This window comes from Mesorhizobium sp. M1328 (assembly GCF_040318075.1).
In the GTDB taxonomy this organism is placed as follows: Bacteria; Pseudomonadota; Alphaproteobacteria; order Rhizobiales; family Rhizobiaceae; genus Mesorhizobium.
In genome coordinates, this window is record NZ_JAMYLO010000009.1 from 127,957 (window position 1) to 144,868 (window position 16,912).

A 16,912-nucleotide genomic window follows, 5' to 3' on the forward strand; every position below is an offset into this window, starting at 1 on the left:
TGCCGGCTGAAGAGGAGCAGTAGGACGCACAGGGGAAGCAGCTTTGCAGTCCGGGGTTGATGGCGTGGTGCGGGTTGATCACTGCCATTGGCCTCAAGAGCGGAAGGCAACATGGGGTAGATGTTGCGATGGGTCATTTCGATCGTACCCTGGAGTTGATAGATCAGTTGCAGCACGCCGGCACAGCCGCCGCCGTCTGCGAAAAGCTGCTGGGGGTAACAAGCGGGTTCGGGCTGACGGCGCTGATGGCCGGGACGGTTCCGCAACCTGGCACGCCGAGAAACCAGCAAAAGGACCATGTGCTGCTCTGCGACTGGCCGGCCGAATGGCTTGAGCGCTACGTCGCGCGTAATTACGTCGATCACGACCCCGTCGTCAGTCACATGAAGCAGCTTCAAGCGCCATTCCAGTGGCGGGAAGCGTCTCAGGGCATCCGCATCGGCAAGAGCGGCGGCGAGGTGATGGGCGATGCCGGCGAATTCAAGCTGCGCGACGGGCTGGCCTTCCCGCTGATCACGCTCGATGGCCAGATCGTCATGGTGTCGCTGGGCGGCGAGGCTGTCGAATTGTCGGGCGCCGAATTCGGGCTGGTGTCGCTGGTCTCGACTTATGCGATTGGCCGCGCCATGCAGCTCCACACCATGGCAGGCAAAACCATCGACCATGTCGAATTGACGCCGCGTGAGCGCGAATGCCTGCAATGGGCCGCCGTTGGCAAGTCGGAATGGGAGATTTCACAAATTCTCGGCATTTCGGAACACACGTCAGAGAAACACCTTCTTAACGCCAAAAGCAAACTCGGTGCCGTCAACCGGGTCCAGGCCGTCGCGGAAGCGATAAGGCGCGGCTATATTAACTAGGTCGGCCGCGCCGGCCTAGAAATTCTTGCCTACGCGATCGCGTAATTTTTTCGGGAAAGCACGGCCGTATCTTCCTATTGAAACTAGGAGACGGCAAATGCTTTTTTCCCTCACGACCCAGGAATTGATGGAACGGCCCGACCTCTGGGAGGCAGTTCATCGTTTGCGTTACAGAGTTTTCGTCGAAGAGATGGGATGGACCGATCTGCAGCGCCCCGATGGCCTCGAGATCGATCAATTCGACCACGACGAGGCAGTGCACCAGATCGTCATCCGCAATGGCGAGCTCGCCGGTTACCAGCGGATGTTGCCGACGACCCGGGCACATCTTCTAACCGATGTGCTGGCGGACCTTTATGAGGGAACCCCACCGTCGGGCCCGAATGTCTATGAACTGACCCGCTATGCGGTTGCGCCGGGATTCCGCGACGGTCGGCGCGGCGTGTCGACGGTCGGCACCGAGCTGATCGCCGGCTTCGTCGAGTGGGGTCTGAAGCGCAACGTCAACCAGGTGATCATCGAATTCGAGCCGATGTGGGTGCTTCGCGCGCTGCAGCTGCATTTCCTGGCAACGCCGCTCGGTTACCAGCGTACCTATGGCAACCAGCAGGTGGTTGCCACACTGCTCACCTTCAACGAGCACACGCTCGACGTGGTGCGTTCGCGCCGCAACCACTTTGCGCCGGTGCTGGCCAGAGGGTACCCGGACATGCTCGGACAGAGACGCGCCTCGTGAGATTGGAGAGAGGCCATGAACGTTCACTCAAAAACAGAATACCGCAATCACACGCTGATCGTCACGGTGTCGTCGGGTGACGGCCGCCCGGTGCTGGACAGGCGGGCCTATGAAAGCCTGGCCAGGACATTCCACGAAGCCGCTGTCGACGACGACGTCCGCGTTGTGGTCCTTCGCGGCTTGGCCGGGTGCTTCTGCCTCGGTGCCGATTTCTCCGAATTTCTCGACGCCACCAAACATCGGCGACTGATCGCCGCCGTCACCGATATGTTCCGCACGCTGGCGACGTTCCCGAAACCGGTCCTTGCCTGTGTCGACGGCGACGCCGTCGGCGTCGGCTGCACCATCCTGTTCCACTGCGACATGGTGATCGCCTCGAGCAAGAGCACGTTTCGGGTGCCGTTCGTCGATTTCGGCCTGGTGCCGGACGCGGCGACCAGCATCCTGGCGCCGCAGAAGCTCGGCTATGCCGGGGCGTTCCGCTTCTTCTGCCTGGGCGACACGCTCGCCGCCGAAGATGCCAGGGCACTGGGCCTTGTCGGAGAGATCGTGACGGACGGGAGCGTCGAGGAAGCCACGCTGGCAAGAGCCAGGCAACTCGCCAAGAAGCCTGTCGCGGCGCTGCTGCAGACGCGCGACCTGCTCAGGGGGGACACCGGCGCGCTCTGCGACCGCATCGACCAGGAGATCTCGCTTTTCCAGCAGGCGCTGCAGGACGACACCACGCTGAAGCGACTGCAGCGGATTGCCCGGCTGGCGGCATGAAAGCCGCGTATCGATGAGGTGAGCTTATTTTTCGAGTAAAGTCGGCCCTTCGCCGATGATCTTCTTGTCCTCCTTGCCGATGACGTCGAGGTCGCGGCCGTCATAGGGAAGCGAAAGGAGAATGCGCTGCATGACGGCCAGCCGCGCGCGCCGTTTGTCGTTCGCCCGCACAATGATCCAAGGCGCGAACTCCTTGTGCGTGCGCTCGACCATCAGGTCGCGCGCTTTGGTGTAGTCGTCCCATTTGGTGATGCCGGCGATGTCGATTGGCGAAAACTTCCAGCTCTTCAGCGGGCTCCAGCGGCGGTCATGGAATCGCTCGAGCTGCGTTTCCCGGCCGATGTTCAGCCAGAATTTGAAGAAATGTATGCCCTCGTTGCGGATCATCCGCTCGAAATGCGGAACCTCGTCCAGAAATTGCTCGTGCTGCTCGGGCGTGCAGAATCCCATCACCGGTTCAACGCCGGCGCGGTTATACCAGGAGCGGTCGAAAGTGACGAATTCGCCCGACGTCGGGAAGTGGTCGACGTAGCGCTGGAAGTACCATTGTCCAAGCTCGGTGGGTGTTGGCTTGGTCAGCGCCACGTTGCGCGCCGTGCGAGGGTTCAGATACTGGCGCAAAACGAAGATCGTGCCGCCCTTACCGGCAGCGTCGCGCCCCTCGAACAGCGACATTACCCGCTTGCCTGTCGACTGCAGCCACGCCTGCGCCTTGACCAGCTCGATCTGCAGCTTCTCAAGCCTCTCGTCATACTCCTCGCTCTTCATCTTCTTGTCGTAGGGATAGCCGCCGGCGGTCAGCTTGCGGTCCTCGACCCAGTCGGGAAGCGTGGGGGCCTCGATGTCGAACTCCCGCTCCTTGCCGTCGATCATGATCTTCAGCGGCCCCGATGAGGGTGCGGCGGGGATTTCCTTCGCGTTTTTCATCGAGGCGAACCTTTCCAGCTTCCGGACTCATGCTATTGGGAGCCTTACTGCATCGGCCCGAAAATCGGAATCGATTTTCGGAAAGAACGATGCAGCATATAAAGTGGTAGAGCGTCCTTTGTGCGCCCAATTGGACGCACTGTGCTCTAGCGCCGGTCCAGCAGGAAGTTCTTGAAGTGGCCGCAGACGGAGCGCAAATGGCCGACATCGGCACAGAGCGGAAAGGCAGGGCGCAAGCCGTCGCCATGCGGCTGTGGAACAGCCGCTGGCTGCTGGCGGCTGCCTTAATTGCGGTGCTGATGGTCTATGGTTTTGCCGGCATGTCCGGCTATGTGGTGCTCCTGGCAGGCGTCGTGCTGGTTGCCGCTGCGATGCTGCCGGCCGGCGTCGCGCGTCAATCGACCCAAAATGCCGCGGCCATCGAGGCGAGCGGTCTGCAACGGCTTTCCGGCGAATATCTCGCGGCGGCGGTTGCCGATCCGCTGATCATTTTCGATCGCTCCGCCGCCATCGTCCACGCCAACGCCGCCGCCTTTGCCGCCTTTGGCGGAATTGCCCCCGGCATGTCGCTGTCGCTGAAATTCCGCGCGCCGGAAATGCAGGCCTTGCTGGATAGTATCTTGGCGGGCAACGTCGCTTCGGACAGCGTCGACTACATAGAAAAGCTGCCGGTCGAACGAGCCTATCGGGTGAGCGCGTCTTCTGTCGGCCATGCCACGGATCTCTACGTGCTGGTGTTCAAGGACCAGAGTGAGGCGCGCCGGATCGACAGAATGCGTGCCGATTTCATTGCCAATGCCAGCCACGAGCTGCGCACGCCTCTCGCCTCGATCACCGGCTTCATCGAGACGCTGCGCGGGCCGGCCCGCAACGACCCCGTGGCGCGCGAGCAGTTCCTGCAGATCATGCAGAACCAGACCAGCCGCATGGCGCGCCTCATCGACGACCTTCTGTCGCTGTCGCGCCTAGAGATGAAGCCCTATCTCAAGCCGGGAACCGAGGTCGACCTGCGCCAGGCCATCGACAGCGTCATCGATTCGCTTGGGCCGCTCGCAAAGGAAAACGGCGTCGTCATCGAGCGTGATTTCGCGGAAGGGCCGCTCGACGTGCCCGGCGATCGGGACGAGCTTTTCCAGGTCTTCGAAAATCTGCTGGAAAACGCCTGCAAATACGGTCAGTCGGGCGGACGCGTCGTGGTGTCGATCACGCGCAGCGATAGCGATCCCGAACCGGGCATCGACGTCACCATCAGGGATTTCGGCCCCGGCATCCCCGAAGAACACATCCCGCGCATCACCGAGCGCTTCTACCGCGTCGACGTAGAGAACAGCCGGACCCAGAAGGGCACCGGCCTTGGCCTGTCCATCGTCAAGCATATCCTGACCCGCCACAACGCCAGGCTCTCCATCAGGTCGGAGGTCGGCAAGGGCGCTGCGTTCACGGTCCATTTGCCGGCTCGCTGACGCGGTACTATCTCTAGCACATAATGGGCCGTTTCTTTTTTCTGTCATCCGGCTAGCGTATCAGCGGGGATTCGAGGGAACGACTCAACCACGAGATCCCGGGAAGGCATTTCGTCCATGCAGTCCGTGCATATCGTCAGCGCCTATGACGAGGAGCTGAAATATCTGTCGAAGCGCATCGCGGCGATGGGCGGGCATGCCGAGCGCATGGTCGAGCAGGCGGTCGCGGCGTTGGTTAATGCGGATCCGGGGCTTGCCCAGAAAGTCATTCGAGACGACCTGGTTCTGGATGAGGGACAGCGCGAGATCGACGACAAGGCGATCATCATCATCGCCAAGCGCCAGCCGATGGCGACGGATCTGCGCGAGATCGTAGGCGCGATCCGCATCTCGGCGGACCTCGAACGGGTAGGCGACCTCGGCAAGAACGTCGCCAAGCGGGTGGTTGCGGTCGCAGACGGGCGCCAGCCGAACAGTCTGTTCCGCGGCCTCGAGGCTTTGGCCAATCTGGCACTGACCCAGCTCAAGGAAGTGCTCGACGTCTATGCGTCGCGGTCGGTGGAGAAAATCGGTTTCGTGCGCGACCGCGACGACCAGATCGACGCCATGTACACGTCGCTGTTTCGCGAATTGCTGACCTACATGATGGAAGACCCACGCAACATCACCCCCTGCACACATCTCCTGTTTTGCGCCAAGAACATCGAGCGCATCGGCGACCACGCCACCAACATCGCCGAGACGATCTACTATATCGTCACCGGCGATCAGATGCCGGCCGATCGTCCAAAGGGCGACAAGACGGACAAGATTATTCTTCCTGCAACGCCACCGGCGAAGTGAGTTCTCCCGACACCGATGCGAATTTCGGATTCGCCACCTGACAGAAAATTGCGCTAAGCTTTCGACGCGCCGACTTCTCAGTTCCGCGATGAAGGCCCCGCCTTCAGGAGGCTGCGATGGAATATGTCCGCGAGTTTGCTCCTGCGCCGCCGCTGTCGGGCATAATCGCCTGCGGTGTCTATACGGCTGGGCGGCGCATCGCCGACATACCGATCGAGGAAGCCGGTGAATGGGCCGGGAAGCCGGGCCACGTGGTCTGGATCGGACTGCTGGAGCCCGACCGCAATTTGTTGCTGCGCGTCCAGGCGCAATTCCATCTGCATGAGCTGGCGATCGAGGACGCCGAGCATCCGCACCAACGGCCGAAGATCGAGCAATATGGTGATGCCCTGTTCATCGTTGCCCGCACGGCGCAGTTGATCGACAGCCGTGTCACCTTCGGCGAGACACATTTGTTCGTCGGCGCCGGCTATATCGTCAGCGTCAGGCATGGCCCGTCGACCTCCTACGCCGCCGTTCGCCAGCATTGGGAAAGCTGCCCGCATTCCCTTGCCAAGGGCGAGGATTTCGTCCTCTACGCCATTCTCGATTTCATCGTCGACAACTACATGCCGGTGCTCGAGCAGATCGAAAACGAGGTCGAGGCGATCGAGGACAAGGTTCTGCTGAAACCGATGACCGGCTCCGATATCGAACGGCTTTATATGCTGCGCCGCGATCTCTTGCGCCTGCGTAATGCGGCCCTGCCGCTGGTGGAGGTCTGCCGGCGGCTCACCAGCGCCGATCTGCCGCAAATCCACACAGCCATGCACCCGCTGTTTCGCGACGTCACCGACCACATCCGCACTGTCCAGGAAAAGATCGACAGCCTGCGTGAGGTTCTCGCCTTCGCCTTCGAGGCGAGCCTTCTGGTCGGTCAAAGCCAGGAGACGGCGATCTCCAAGAAGCTTGCCTCATGGGCCGCCATCTTGGCCGTGCCGACGGCATTCGCCGGCATTTACGGCATGAATTTCAGCGACATGCCGGAACTGAGGATGGAGTATGGCTACCCGGCCGTCCTGGCGGCAATTGCCCTGATCTGCACGTTTCTTTACTGGCGGTTTCGCAAGAATGGGTGGCTATGAAGTGGGGTGAATGGTGAATAGTGAATAGGGCTAGACAAGAGCCTTGCTTCTTACTCCAAGCTCAACCCGCTACCATTCACCATTCACCATTCACCATTCACCTGCTCCGCCGCCGCTCGGATGCCGGCTGAAACGCCACGCGGGCATGATACTTGCAGTAGGGCCCGGTTTCGGCGGCGTCGTTGCCGCAGAAATGGAAGTCTTCCGAAAGCGGATCGCCATTCGGCCATTTGCAGGTGCGCTCGTTCAGCTCGACGAGTTGCAGATGCCGCGAGATCGGCACGACGACGTTCTCGACCGGGCGGATATAGTGGCGCGCCACCGGTTCGGCATCGAACTGCGCCTTGAGCGCGGTCGCACCGATCGACATCGACGTGGTGGCATGGCGCGTGGCGCTTGCTGCCCGCGACACCGATTTCTGGATCGTCGATCCCTGTACCGTCTTCTTCTGGCGTGCCGGTGAGGCGGTCGTGCGTCCGCGACCGGACAGTTTCAGCCGGTGCACTTTGCCGATGACCGCATTGCGGCTGACCCCGCCAAGCTGCGCGGCGATCTGGCTGGCGCTGAGGCCCTCCGACCACAATTTTCTGAGAAGTTCGACTCGCTCGTCAGTCCAGTTCATGAGACCGCGCTCCTGCTGAAACGTGCGGCAATCGGAATCCATTCCCGACCCGGCTTCTGCCGGGCAGACACCACATATATCGGGTGATTAGGTCCGCCGCACGAAATCTAGTTATTTCTCTACTACAATTACCTTATGCGCTGACTCGGTGACAAGAGTCCCAAGGCCAACACGAATCGGTTTTTTCGGTTTTCCCCAACTTGCCCGGTCGCTTACGAGCCGGCGTTGTGCTGGAGGGCTTGCCGCACGTCCTTACGCGACCTTTTCGTTGACTTCACGGCCGAAAAACACGATAAGCCACAAGGGCCGCCGCTTTGGCGGCTTTTTGATTTTTCCGGTTCCGGAGACGCATATAATGAGCGGTTCGGCGCTTTTCGAGACCTTTGTTCGCGCACCCCTGGCTTTCGACCACGGTGAAGGCACCTGGCTGGTCACCGATAAGGGCGAGCGATATCTCGACTTCGCCGGCGGCATCGCCGTGAATTCGTTGGGCTACAGCCATCCGCATCTGGTCGCGGCCCTCACCGAGCAGGCCGCCAAGCTCTGGCACGTCTCCAATCTGTACGAGATTCCGGGACAGAGCCGGCTCGGCGAGCGGCTGGCCGACGCCAGCTTCGCCGACAAGGTGTTCTTCACCAATTCCGGCGCAGAGGCACTCGAATGCGCCATCAAGACGGCGCGGCGCTACCACTTCGTCAAGGGCCATCCCGAGCGCTACCGCACAATCACCTTCGAAGGCGCGTTCCACGGCCGCACCCTGGCGACCATCGCCGCCGGCGGCCAGTACAAATACCTGGAAGGTTTCGGCCCCAAGGTCGACGGCTTCGACCAGGTCGGTTTCGACGATATCGACGCCGCCGAAAAGGCGATCACGCCTGAAACCGCGGCGATCCTGATCGAGCCGGTGCAAGGCGAGGGCGGCATCAGGCAAGTGCCGACGCAATCGCTGAAGCGCCTCCGGCAGCTCTGCGATCAGCACGGGCTGCTCCTGATTTTCGACGAGGTCCAATGCGGCGTCGGCCGCACCGGAAAGCTGTTCGCGCATGAGTGGGCGGGTGTCACACCCGACCTCATGGCGGTGGCCAAGGGCATCGGCGGCGGCTTTCCGATGGGTGCCTGCCTCGCCACCGACGAGGCAGCGGTCGGCATGACCGCCGGCGTGCACGGCACCACCTTCGGTGGCAATCCGCTGGCGATGGCGGTCGGCAACGCCGTGCTCGACGTGGTGCTGGAAGACGGCTTTCTCGAGGACGTCCGGCGCAAGGCGCTGCTGTTGAAGCAGGGGCTTGCCGGTGTCGCCGACGAATTTCCGGATGTTATCGAAAGCATCAGGGGCACCGGCCTGATGCTCGGGCTTAAATGCGCGATGCCCAACACCAAGGTCACGGTGGCACTGCGTGACCAGCATCTCTTGACGGTTCCGGCCGGCGACAACGTTATCCGCCTGCTGCCGCCTCTCACCGTCACCGACGCCGAGATCCACGAAGCGCTCGAGCGCATTCGTGCCGGCGCCAAAAGCCTGGCGGATGCCATCGTCGCTGCCGCCGCGAAGTAATCCTGGAATTCCTGATGTCCCTTCGCCATTTCACCGATCTTTCCGCCGTTTCCGAAGGCGATCTGCGCTTCATGCTCGACGACGCAGCTGTGCGAAAGGCAAGGCTCAAGGCCGGCGAACGCACCAAGCCGCTCGAAGGAAAGGTGCTGGCAATGATCTTCGACAAGCCGTCGACGCGCACGCGCGTGTCGTTCGACGTCGGTATGCGGCAGTTGGGTGGCGAGACGATCATGCTGACCGGCACCGAGATGCAGCTTGGCCGTTCCGAGACCATTGCCGACACGGCCAAGGTGCTGTCGCGCTATGTCGATGCCATCATGATCCGCACCACCTCGCATGACCGGCTGCTGGAACTGACGGAAAACGCTACGGTCCCCGTCATCAACGGGCTGACCGACGAGACCCATCCCTGCCAGCTGATGGCCGACATCATGACCTTCGAAGAGCATCGCGGTCCGGTGGCCGGCAAGACGATCGCCTGGACCGGCGACGGCAACAACGTGCTGCATTCGCTGCTGGAGGCTTCTGCGCGGTTCCGCTTCAAGCTGAACGTCGCCGTGCCCGAGGGCAGCGAACCGGCTCAGAAACATGTCGACTGGTCGAAAGCCAATGGCGGCAAGCTGAAATTCACCCGTTCGCCCGAGGAGGCCGTTCACGAGGCCGACTGCATCGTCACCGACTGCTGGGTGTCGATGGGCCAGGAGCACCGTGCCCGCGGCCACAATGTCTTCTTGCCCTATCAGGTCAATGCGGCACTGATGGCGAAAGCCAAGCCGGACGCGCTGTTCATGCACTGTCTGCCGGCGCATCGCGGTGAGGAGGTTACCGACGAGGTCATCGACGGGCCGCATTCGGTGGTGTTCGATGAGGCCGAGAACCGGCTCCATGCCCAGAAGGCGGTCTTGGCCTGGTGCCTGGGCGCTTGATACGGGCCGCGGTGATCCGGGCCGGCCTGATCCGCGCCGCCTTGATCTGCGCCGCCTTGATCCGGGCCGCCTTGATCCGGAAGTGGGTGGTGCCTATCTCAGGCGCATCACGCAAATCGAGCGCGTCTCGTCGCATGCGCCCCGGAGGGCGGCATCGCCGCGCCCCGGAGCTTTGTCATGTTGGAAACTCATCAATTGGCTGAACATAAACCCAAGCTCGGCGAATTCGGCTACGCCGGCGACGACCATGTCGTGCCGTTCGAGGTCGGCCCGCTCGACGTGCGCGGCCGCACCGTCCAGCTCGGGTCGATGCTCGACGCTATTCTCAGCCGCCACGACTATCCCGAGCCGGTCGCCCGGCTCCTGGCCGAAGCCTGTGTGCTGACGGTATTGCTCGGAACTTCGCTGAAGTTCGAGGGTAAGTTCATTCTGCAGACCCGCACCGACGGGCCGGTCGACATGCTGGTCGCGGATTTCTCCACGCCGCACGCGCTGCGCGCTTATGCCCGCTTCGATGCCGACCGGCTGCAGGCTTTGACTTCTGCCGGCGAGACGTCACCGCAGACGCTGCTCGGCAGCGGCGTCCTGGCGCTGACCATCGACCAGGGCGCTCACACGCAACGCTACCAGGGCATCGTCCAGCTCGACGGCGTCACACTGGAAGATGCCGCACGCACCTATTTCCGCCAGTCGGAGCAGATTCCGACCGACCTCCGGCTTTCGGTTGCCAAGCTTCTGACGCCCGGCGTCGGCGGTGCCCGCGAGCAATGGCGGGCCGGTGGCTTGCTGGCACAATTCCTGCCGCAGTCGGCGGAGCGCATGCGCGTACCCGACCTTCCCGGTGGCGACGGCGATCCGCGTGAGGAAATCCACGACCCGACCGACAATTCCTGGCAGGAGCTGCTGGCGCTGCTTGGTACCATTGAACCGACCGAGCTGATCGATCCGACGATCGGCGCCGAACGGCTGCTTTACCGGCTTTTCCACGAGCATGGCGTCCGCGTCTTCGGCGGGGTGCCGGTCGCCGACCAGTGCTCATGCTCGAGGGAGAAGATCCGCGGCATCCTCGAAGGCTTTTCCGCCGAGGAGATCAGGGACAGCACCGAGGATGGCAGCATTCACGTCGCCTGCGAATTCTGCTCGAAGCAATATGACTTCGACCCGGCGGAGTTTGCAGCGGCTGGATGACGAGCCTCAATTGACGGTGCGCCGCGTGCCTGGCAAATCGAGCGAGAAGGCGGGGATGGCAACGTCGAACGTCTCGCCCCGTTTGTTGCGCATTGTGTAGTGCCCGACCATGATGCCGGACGGGGTCGAGAGCGGGCATCCAGACGTATACTGATAGCTGTCGCCGGGGTTGAGTCCGGGTTGCTCGCCGACGACCCCGGGACCGCGCACTTCCTCGACCTTGCCGGTGCCGTCGGTAATGTGCCAGTAGCGTGATAGAAGCTGCACGAACTCATCCGACTGATTGTCGATGGTCACCTGGTAGCCCCAGACATAGCGGTTTTGCGGCGGGTCGGAGTGATCCTCCAGATAGAACGGCCTGACCTGCACTTCGATGTTGCGGGTGACGGCGCTGTACATGAACTGCTCCAAAGCAATGTAGATGGAACTTTCGATGCTCAGCGCAGTTTGGTCAACGATGCGCGGCATCTTCTTGCCCGATCTCAAGCGCAGGTGCCGAAAAACAATGTCATTTGAGTGACACATGACAATGATGGTGTGCAGGCTTGTGCTGGGCGACTCAGCGTTTTGTCGAATTGTTGAAAACGGCCGTCATGCGGCCGGCATTTCTGGAGTGACCAGATCTCGATGGAACCGACATTCGCAGCCGCCCTCCTTTCCATAGCCCTCCTTCTTTCAAATCTCGCCAGCATCCTGTTAGCTTCGCTGAAGCTGAAGCGACCAGCCAGGATTGCACCGCCCGCGGCCGACGCGCCGCCGGTATCGATCGTCGTCCCGGCGCGCGGCGTCGAGCCGTTTGCCGAAGAGACTCTGGAGCGCGCCTTCTCCCTCGACTGGCCGCGCTACGAACTCATCTTCTGCGTCGCCCATACCGATGACCCGGTGGTCAAGCCGATCACCGCCGCAATGGCGCGGTTTCCAGCTATTCGCGCCCGCCTTCTAGTCGGTGACGACCGCATCAGCGGCAATCCAAAACTCAATAATTGCGTGAAGGGTTGGGAGGCGGCCCATTATCGCTGGGTCATCCTTGCCGATTCCAACGTGCTTATGCCGAGCGATTATGTCCAACAGCTGATGGCGGCATGGCGGCCCGATACCGGCCTCGTCTGCTCGACGCCGATCGGCTCGCGGCCGGGCGGGTTTTGGGGGGAGGTCGAATGCGCCTTTCTCAACACGCTGCAGGCACGCTGGCAGTACGCTGGAGAGGCGCTCGGCCTCGGCTTCGCGCAGGGCAAGAGCATGTTGTGGAACAAGCCGATGCTCGATGCCAATGGCGGCATCCGCGCGCTTGCTGCCGAGATCGCCGAGGACGCCGCCGCGACCAAGCTGGTCAACGGGCTCGGACTGCGGGTCAATCTTGTCGCCTCGCCCTTCGAACAGCCGCTCGGCCGGCGCACGCTTGGCGAGATCTGGTCGCGGCAGGCGCGCTGGGCGCGGCTGCGCCGCGTCACCTTTGCACTGTTCTTTGCCCCCGAAATCCTGATCGGCGCGGCGCCGCCGCTGGTGCTTGCGCTGATCGCCGCGGCTGACGCCGGCGTCAGCCTGCCGGCAACCGCCATCGCCGTGCTGGTCGCGGCCTACCTGCCGGAATGCGTCTTGGCCTCGGCCAAGGGATGGCACCTGTCGCCGCGCACGATCCCGGCGATGATGGCGCGAGACCTGATGCTTCCCGCCATTTGGGCGCGCGGATGGCTGAGCGGCGCCGTCGACTGGCGCGGCAACGTGATGACCATCCAGACCAAGGCCGTCGCGGAGCTGGAAGAGACCCCGTCCGGCGCCTGATCGGCGCATCCCCGCTCGCCTCTGTTCGGCCAGTCCTTATCCGGCAGCTCTCAGCGCTTGCTCGATATCTTCGAGCAGATCGTTGGCATCTTCCAGGCCGACGGAAAGCCTGAGCGTTCCCGGTCCGATACCGAGCTCGGCGCGAGCCTCATCGGTCAAGTTCTTGTGCGTCGTCGTCGCCGGATGGGTGATCAGGCTCTTGGCATCGCCGAGATTGTTGGAAATCAGCACGATGTCGAGTGCGTTCTGGAAGGCAAAGGCCGCCTGCTTGCCGCCCTTCACATCCAGGCAGATCAGCGTCGAGCCGCCCGACATCTGCTTCTGGACCACGGCCGCTTGCGGGTGGTCGGCGCGGCCGGGATAGATGACGCGGGCGATTTGCGGGCGCTCGGCGAGGAAATCCGCGATGCGGCCGGCACTTTCCGTCTGCTGACGTACGCGCAGCGGCAGCGTCTCCAGGCCTTTCAGCAGCGTCCAGGCATTGAAGGGCGAGAGGCTGGGGCCGGTGTGGCGGAAATAGTCGTGCAGGTTCTCGTCGATCCATTTCTTGTCCGACAGGACGATGCCGCCAAGACAGCGCCCCTGGCCATCAATATGCTTGGTCGCGGAGTAGACGACGATGTGGGCGCCGAGCTGCAGGGGTTTCTGCTGCAAGGGCGTGGCGAAGACATTGTCGACGATCAGCCTGGCGCCAATCGAGTTGGCAAGTGCGGCGACGGCGGCGATGTCGACCACCTCCAGCGTCGGATTGGTCGGGCTTTCCAGGAAGAACAGTTTGGTGTTCGGCTTGACCGCCTTTTCCCAACTGGCGATGTCTGTGCCGTCGACCAGTGTTGCCTCGATGCCGTATTTCGGCGCCAGCGTCTCGACCACCCAGCGGCAGGAGCCGAACAGCGCGCGCGCCGCGACGATATGGTCGCCCGCCTTGGCGCTGCACAGCAGTGCTGCCGTCACCGCCGCCATGCCGGATGCCGTGGCGCGCGCGTCCTCGGCGCCTTCCAGCGCGCACATGCGTTTTTCAAACATGTCGACGGTCGGGTTGGCATAGCGCGAATAGATGAAGCCCGGCTCCTCGCCCTTGAAGCGGGCTTCCGCCGCTTGCGCCGTCTCGTAGACATAGCCTTGGGTGAGATACATCGCCTCGGAGGTCTCGCCGAAGCCGGAACGCAGCGTCCCGGCATGCACGAGTGCGGTCTGAGGCTTCCAGTCGCGCTTCTTGTTCATCATTCTATCCAACACCAAAAATGGTCCAAACAACAAAAAACCGGTCGCGAAAGTCGCAACCGGTCCATATGGCCTTGCGGCCCGACGGTCCTTTAGCGACTTGTTTAACGTGGCTGCAAGCCGACCGGCCAAATCACCACGGGATAACGACCTTTAGACCCGCGCCACGCTTGCGTCAATTGCCGGCATGATTAAGAGGGTTGTACCAAGCAGGTGCCAAAGGCGTCCACGGTCGGACCTGCGACAGAACAAGACCTCGCCCGGCGTTCGAACGGAGCCAGACCCTTGCGGCAGACAGGCATTCTTCCCGATCAGGATATTTCCGCGCTGTTCCAGTCGGGCGCGCTGAAATCGCCGCGCACGCTCGATGCCGATCAGATCCAGCCGGCCAGCCTTGACCTCAGGCTCGGCGACAAGGCCTGGCGGGTGCGTGCTTCCTTCTTGCCCGGCCCGGACCACAGGGTTGTCGATAAGCTCGACCGGCTGAAGCTGCACGAGATCAACCTCGCCGATGGTGCCGTGCTGGAAACCGGCTGCGTCTACATCGTGCCGCTGCTCGAAAGCCTGGCGCTGCCCGTGCATATTTCCGCCTCCGCCAACCCGAAAAGCTCGACCGGACGGCTCGATATCTTCACCCGGGTAATGACCGATCGCGGCCACGAGTTCGACAAGATCGCCGCCGGCTATGAAGGCCCGCTCTATCTGGAGGTCAGCCCGCGCACCTTCCCGATCGTGGTGCGGACCGGCTCGCGGCTGTCGCAGATCAGGTTCCGCACCGGCAATGCGCTTTTGTCGGAAAGCGAGCTGCACGAGTTGCACCGCGCCGAAATGCTGGTCGCCACCGAACCACCCAATATCTCAGGCGGTGGCATCGCGCTGTCGATCGATCTCGACGGCGACAAGGACGGGCTGGTCGGCTATCGCGGCAAGCACCACACCGGCCTGGTCGACGTCGACAAGCGCGCCGCGCAGGATGTCGTCGATTTCTGGGAGCCGCTCTACAAGAGCGGTGCCGGCGAGCTGGTGCTCGATCCGGACGAATTCTATATTCTGGTGTCGCGCGAGGCGGTGCATGTGCCGCCGCTCTACGCCGCCGAAATGACGCCCTTCGATCCGCTGGTCGGCGAGTTCCGCGTCCATTATGCCGGTTTCTTCGACCCGGGTTTCGGCCATTCGGCGTCGGGCGGCACCGGCAGCCGGGCGGTGCTCGAGGTACGCAGCCATGAAGTGCCGTTCATCCTCGACCACGGCCAGATCGTCGGGCGGCTAGTCTACGAGCACATGCTGAAACGGCCGCAAGCGCTCTACGGCACAGATCTCGGCTCGAACTATCAGGCGCAGGGCCTGAAACTGTCCAAGCATTTCCGCGCCGCGCGCTGAGCTTGTTCGCAAGCCGTCAGCCGCGAACAAGCCGTCAGCCGCGAAACAGATATTCTTTCGCGGCGCCAAGGCAGCCATGAAACTGACCGATAAAGAGCAGTTCTCGCACTGCCAATCGCTTCTTCCCCCAAAATCCTCTGGTTTGCTTCTCGTCAAGTGAGGCGCTTGAGCTGGACTGCAAGGGGAACAACTGCTTGCCGAGACATCCCAGCACATGGGCTCTGGCGGAGTCGATACCGCAGGCTCTGCCATTGTCGTTCATTCTGTCAGCGCGGAGTGCGGACGTCATGCGATCCGCGTTGCGCATCAGAAAGCTCACTTGCGATTTCGAATAGCCGGTGGCCAGAAGCCGGTTAGTCATCGACATCCGGGCTTCGCGATAGGATTTTGCGCTGCATTGTCCGGCGCTGTAAGCCGCTGGGGAGAAATAGGCGAGGAACAGGACTAAACTTACGAACACAGTGCCAATCCGCAGGCCGTTCATCTTTCGCCCCTGAATTCTGTCACCAGTTTACAACGCCTTCACCGCCACCTTCACCGGCTGCTCGATTTCAAGCGGGTTGCGCAGCGGCAGGCCGAAATCCTGGGCCTCGATTTCGAACACGTCGCCGGCCTCGGTCCTGATGCCGTCGGCGAAGGACAGCGTCGCCGTGCCGAACATGTGCACATGCACGTCGCCCGGCTGGCGGAAGGCCGAGTATTTGAAGTGGTGATGCTCGAGATTGCCAATGGTGTGCGACATGTTCGCCTCGCCCGACAGGAACGGCTTTTCCCAAAGCAGCTTGCCGTCACGCAGGATGCGTGAGGCGCCGCGGATGTCGGACGGCAGATCGCCGATCAGGATTTCGGGCCCGAACGAAGCGTTGCGCAGCTTGGAATGGGCAAGGAAGAGATAGTTCACGCGCTCGGTGACGTGGTCGGAAAACTCGTTCGACAGCGTGAAGCCGACGCGGAACGGGGCGCCGTCGTCGCCGATCACATAGATACCGGCGATTTCCGGCTCCTCGCCGGCATCCTGGGCGAAGGCCGGCGACATAAGCGGCGCCCCGGGCGCCACTGCCATGGTGCCATTGCCCTTGTAGAACCATTCCGGCTGCACGCCAGTCTGGCCCTTCGCCGGCTTGCCGCCCTCAAGCCCCATGCGGAACATCTTCATGGAATCGGTCAGCTGTTCCTCGCCGTCCGTGCTGAGCTTCTTATGCATGGAATCGCGGGTCGCGGCGGAGCCGAGATGCGTCAGCCCGGTGCCGGTGAGATGGAGATGCGCCGGATCGGGATGGTTGATCGGCGACAGCAGCCGCCCCTTCTTGTAGGCTGCGTCGAGATCGACGGTTTCGCCAAAGCCCTTGCGCTCGATCAGGGCGACAAGCCCGCTGCCGGTGCGCGCGGCCTCCATCGCCAGCGAATAGACGCTGCGGGCGCCGTTGATGACGCGGGTCTTGCCGCCGTTGCGGGCAACGACGCGGATCGTCTCGGCGTCGTCGAGGATCTGTGAGATCAGCATGGTAACCCTCTCT

At 62.4% G+C, this 16,912-nt stretch carries 17 protein-coding genes and 1 riboswitch; of the genes, 11 read left to right on the forward strand and 6 right to left on the reverse strand.

Translation table 11 applies throughout. From position 1 onward, the window contains the following. The first annotated feature begins 128 nt into the window (after nt 1-128). The 3 genes from NKH23_RS17890 to NKH23_RS17900 all read left to right on the forward strand — a co-directional run bounded on the left by NKH23_RS17890 (nt 129) and on the right by NKH23_RS17900 (nt 2,361). A complete protein-coding gene (locus NKH23_RS17890) occupies nt 129-860 on the forward strand; it encodes a helix-turn-helix transcriptional regulator (RefSeq protein WP_352898518.1) in 732 nt (243 codons plus the stop codon). A gap of 97 nt (nt 861-957) precedes the next feature. Then, nucleotides 958-1,596, forward strand: coding sequence for an acyl-homoserine-lactone synthase (locus NKH23_RS17895; protein ID WP_023677342.1), 639 nt, complete (start codon nt 958-960; stop codon nt 1,594-1,596). A gap of 15 nt (nt 1,597-1,611) precedes the next feature. After that, a complete protein-coding gene (locus tag NKH23_RS17900; protein WP_352914282.1) occupies nt 1,612-2,361 on the forward strand; it encodes an enoyl-CoA hydratase-related protein in 750 nt (249 codons plus the stop codon). 24 nt (nt 2,362-2,385) lie between these two features. Here NKH23_RS17900 and ppk2 read toward each other — a convergent pair whose 3' ends face one another. Further along, entirely contained in the window at nt 2,386-3,288 is a 903-nt protein-coding gene (gene ppk2, locus NKH23_RS17905; protein WP_353015805.1) for a polyphosphate kinase 2, read from the reverse strand. A 197-nt stretch (nt 3,289-3,485) separates the two neighbouring features. Between ppk2 and NKH23_RS17910 the strand changes: the two genes are divergently transcribed. From NKH23_RS17910 to NKH23_RS17920, 3 genes are all read left to right on the forward strand, one after another. Next, the gene (locus tag NKH23_RS17910) at nt 3,486-4,751 is read left to right on the forward strand and encodes a sensor histidine kinase (protein ID WP_352914278.1); all 1,266 of its coding nucleotides are present in this window, start codon (nt 3,486-3,488) and stop codon (nt 4,749-4,751) included. Between the two features lie 117 nt (nt 4,752-4,868). Then, nucleotides 4,869-5,594: a phosphate signaling complex protein PhoU gene (gene phoU, locus NKH23_RS17915; RefSeq protein ID WP_352488223.1), complete on the forward strand. Its 726-nt coding sequence runs from the start codon at nt 4,869-4,871 to the stop codon at nt 5,592-5,594. A 116-nt stretch (nt 5,595-5,710) separates the two neighbouring features. Beyond that, a complete protein-coding gene (locus NKH23_RS17920; RefSeq protein WP_352715689.1) occupies nt 5,711-6,718 on the forward strand; it encodes a magnesium and cobalt transport protein CorA in 1,008 nt (335 codons plus the stop codon). A gap of 97 nt (nt 6,719-6,815) precedes the next feature. Here the strand turns inward: NKH23_RS17920 and NKH23_RS17925 are convergent, their stop codons facing one another. Then, nucleotides 6,816-7,340 carry a GcrA family cell cycle regulator gene (locus NKH23_RS17925; protein WP_023677348.1) on the reverse strand — a complete coding sequence of 175 codons (525 nt, stop codon included), beginning with the start codon at nt 7,338-7,340 and terminating at the stop codon, nt 6,816-6,818. Nucleotides 7,341-7,695: 355 nt separating this feature from the next. On the opposite strand from NKH23_RS17925, the gene NKH23_RS17930 reads away from it, so the two are divergent. The 3 genes from NKH23_RS17930 (at nt 7,696) to NKH23_RS17940 (ending at nt 11,009) form a co-directional block, all read left to right on the forward strand. Continuing rightward, nucleotides 7,696-8,895 carry an aspartate aminotransferase family protein gene (locus NKH23_RS17930; RefSeq protein WP_352715686.1) on the forward strand — a complete coding sequence of 400 codons (1,200 nt, stop codon included), beginning with the start codon at nt 7,696-7,698 and terminating at the stop codon, nt 8,893-8,895. A gap of 14 nt (nt 8,896-8,909) precedes the next feature. Further along, the gene (gene argF, locus NKH23_RS17935) at nt 8,910-9,821 is read left to right on the forward strand and encodes an ornithine carbamoyltransferase (protein ID WP_352914271.1); all 912 of its coding nucleotides are present in this window, start codon (nt 8,910-8,912) and stop codon (nt 9,819-9,821) included. Between the two features lie 177 nt (nt 9,822-9,998). Continuing rightward, a complete protein-coding gene (locus NKH23_RS17940; protein ID WP_352715680.1) occupies nt 9,999-11,009 on the forward strand; it encodes an Hsp33 family molecular chaperone in 1,011 nt (336 codons plus the stop codon). 6 nt (nt 11,010-11,015) lie between these two features. On the opposite strand, the gene apaG is transcribed toward NKH23_RS17940, so the two are convergent. Next, a complete protein-coding gene (apaG, locus tag NKH23_RS17945; RefSeq protein ID WP_254816331.1) occupies nt 11,016-11,408 on the reverse strand; it encodes a Co2+/Mg2+ efflux facilitator ApaG/CorD in 393 nt (130 codons plus the stop codon). 228 nt (nt 11,409-11,636) lie between these two features. Between apaG and NKH23_RS17950 the strand changes: the two genes are divergently transcribed. Beyond that, on the forward strand, nt 11,637-12,791 hold the full coding sequence (locus NKH23_RS17950; RefSeq protein WP_353035114.1) for a ceramide glucosyltransferase: 1,155 nt from the start codon (nt 11,637-11,639) through the stop codon (nt 12,789-12,791). A gap of 36 nt (nt 12,792-12,827) precedes the next feature. Here the strand turns inward: NKH23_RS17950 and NKH23_RS17955 are convergent, their stop codons facing one another. Then, a complete protein-coding gene (locus tag NKH23_RS17955; protein ID WP_353035116.1) occupies nt 12,828-14,018 on the reverse strand; it encodes an O-succinylhomoserine sulfhydrylase in 1,191 nt (396 codons plus the stop codon). Between the two features lie 69 nt (nt 14,019-14,087). After that, a riboswitch (SAM riboswitch) is annotated at nt 14,088-14,165 on the reverse strand. Nucleotides 14,166-14,300: 135 nt separating this feature from the next. Here NKH23_RS17955 and NKH23_RS17960 point away from each other — a divergent pair. Beyond that, nucleotides 14,301-15,395: a 2'-deoxycytidine 5'-triphosphate deaminase gene (locus tag NKH23_RS17960; protein ID WP_353025665.1), complete on the forward strand. Its 1,095-nt coding sequence runs from the start codon at nt 14,301-14,303 to the stop codon at nt 15,393-15,395. 34 nt (nt 15,396-15,429) lie between these two features. Here NKH23_RS17960 and NKH23_RS17965 read toward each other — a convergent pair whose 3' ends face one another. Together NKH23_RS17965 and araD1 are read right to left on the reverse strand one after the other, a co-directional pair. Next, on the reverse strand, nt 15,430-15,879 hold the full coding sequence (locus NKH23_RS17965) for a hypothetical protein (RefSeq protein WP_352914266.1): 450 nt from the start codon (nt 15,877-15,879) through the stop codon (nt 15,430-15,432). Between the two features lie 27 nt (nt 15,880-15,906). Beyond that, on the reverse strand, nt 15,907-16,899 hold the full coding sequence (araD1, locus tag NKH23_RS17970) for an AraD1 family protein (RefSeq protein WP_352715665.1): 993 nt from the start codon (nt 16,897-16,899) through the stop codon (nt 15,907-15,909). Nucleotides 16,900-16,912: the final 13 nt, after the last annotated feature.

Excerpts from the sequence above, each read along its gene's own strand:
- NKH23_RS17890 (WP_352898518.1), top strand. The coding sequence starts at position 129 with ATGGGTCATTTCGATCGTACCCTGGAGTTGATAGATCAGTTGCAGCAC.
- NKH23_RS17895 (WP_023677342.1), top strand. The coding sequence starts at position 958 with ATGCTTTTTTCCCTCACGACCCAGGAATTGATGGAACGGCCCGACCTC.
- NKH23_RS17900 (WP_352914282.1), top strand. The coding sequence starts at position 1,612 with ATGAACGTTCACTCAAAAACAGAATACCGCAATCACACGCTGATCGTC.
- ppk2 (WP_353015805.1), bottom strand. The coding sequence starts at position 3,288 with ATGAAAAACGCGAAGGAAATCCCCGCCGCACCCTCATCGGGGCCGCTG.
- NKH23_RS17910 (WP_352914278.1), top strand. The coding sequence starts at position 3,486 with ATGGCCGACATCGGCACAGAGCGGAAAGGCAGGGCGCAAGCCGTCGCC.
- phoU (WP_352488223.1), top strand. The coding sequence starts at position 4,869 with ATGCAGTCCGTGCATATCGTCAGCGCCTATGACGAGGAGCTGAAATAT.
- NKH23_RS17920 (WP_352715689.1), top strand. The coding sequence starts at position 5,711 with ATGGAATATGTCCGCGAGTTTGCTCCTGCGCCGCCGCTGTCGGGCATA.
- NKH23_RS17925 (WP_023677348.1), bottom strand. The coding sequence starts at position 7,340 with ATGAACTGGACTGACGAGCGAGTCGAACTTCTCAGAAAATTGTGGTCG.
- NKH23_RS17930 (WP_352715686.1), top strand. The coding sequence starts at position 7,696 with ATGAGCGGTTCGGCGCTTTTCGAGACCTTTGTTCGCGCACCCCTGGCT.
- argF (WP_352914271.1), top strand. The coding sequence starts at position 8,910 with ATGTCCCTTCGCCATTTCACCGATCTTTCCGCCGTTTCCGAAGGCGAT.
- NKH23_RS17940 (WP_352715680.1), top strand. The coding sequence starts at position 9,999 with ATGTTGGAAACTCATCAATTGGCTGAACATAAACCCAAGCTCGGCGAA.
- apaG (WP_254816331.1), bottom strand. The coding sequence starts at position 11,408 with ATGTACAGCGCCGTCACCCGCAACATCGAAGTGCAGGTCAGGCCGTTC.
- NKH23_RS17950 (WP_353035114.1), top strand. The coding sequence starts at position 11,637 with ATGGAACCGACATTCGCAGCCGCCCTCCTTTCCATAGCCCTCCTTCTT.
- NKH23_RS17955 (WP_353035116.1), bottom strand. The coding sequence starts at position 14,018 with ATGATGAACAAGAAGCGCGACTGGAAGCCTCAGACCGCACTCGTGCAT.
- NKH23_RS17965 (WP_352914266.1), bottom strand. The coding sequence starts at position 15,879 with ATGAACGGCCTGCGGATTGGCACTGTGTTCGTAAGTTTAGTCCTGTTC.
- araD1 (WP_352715665.1), bottom strand. The coding sequence starts at position 16,899 with ATGCTGATCTCACAGATCCTCGACGACGCCGAGACGATCCGCGTCGTT.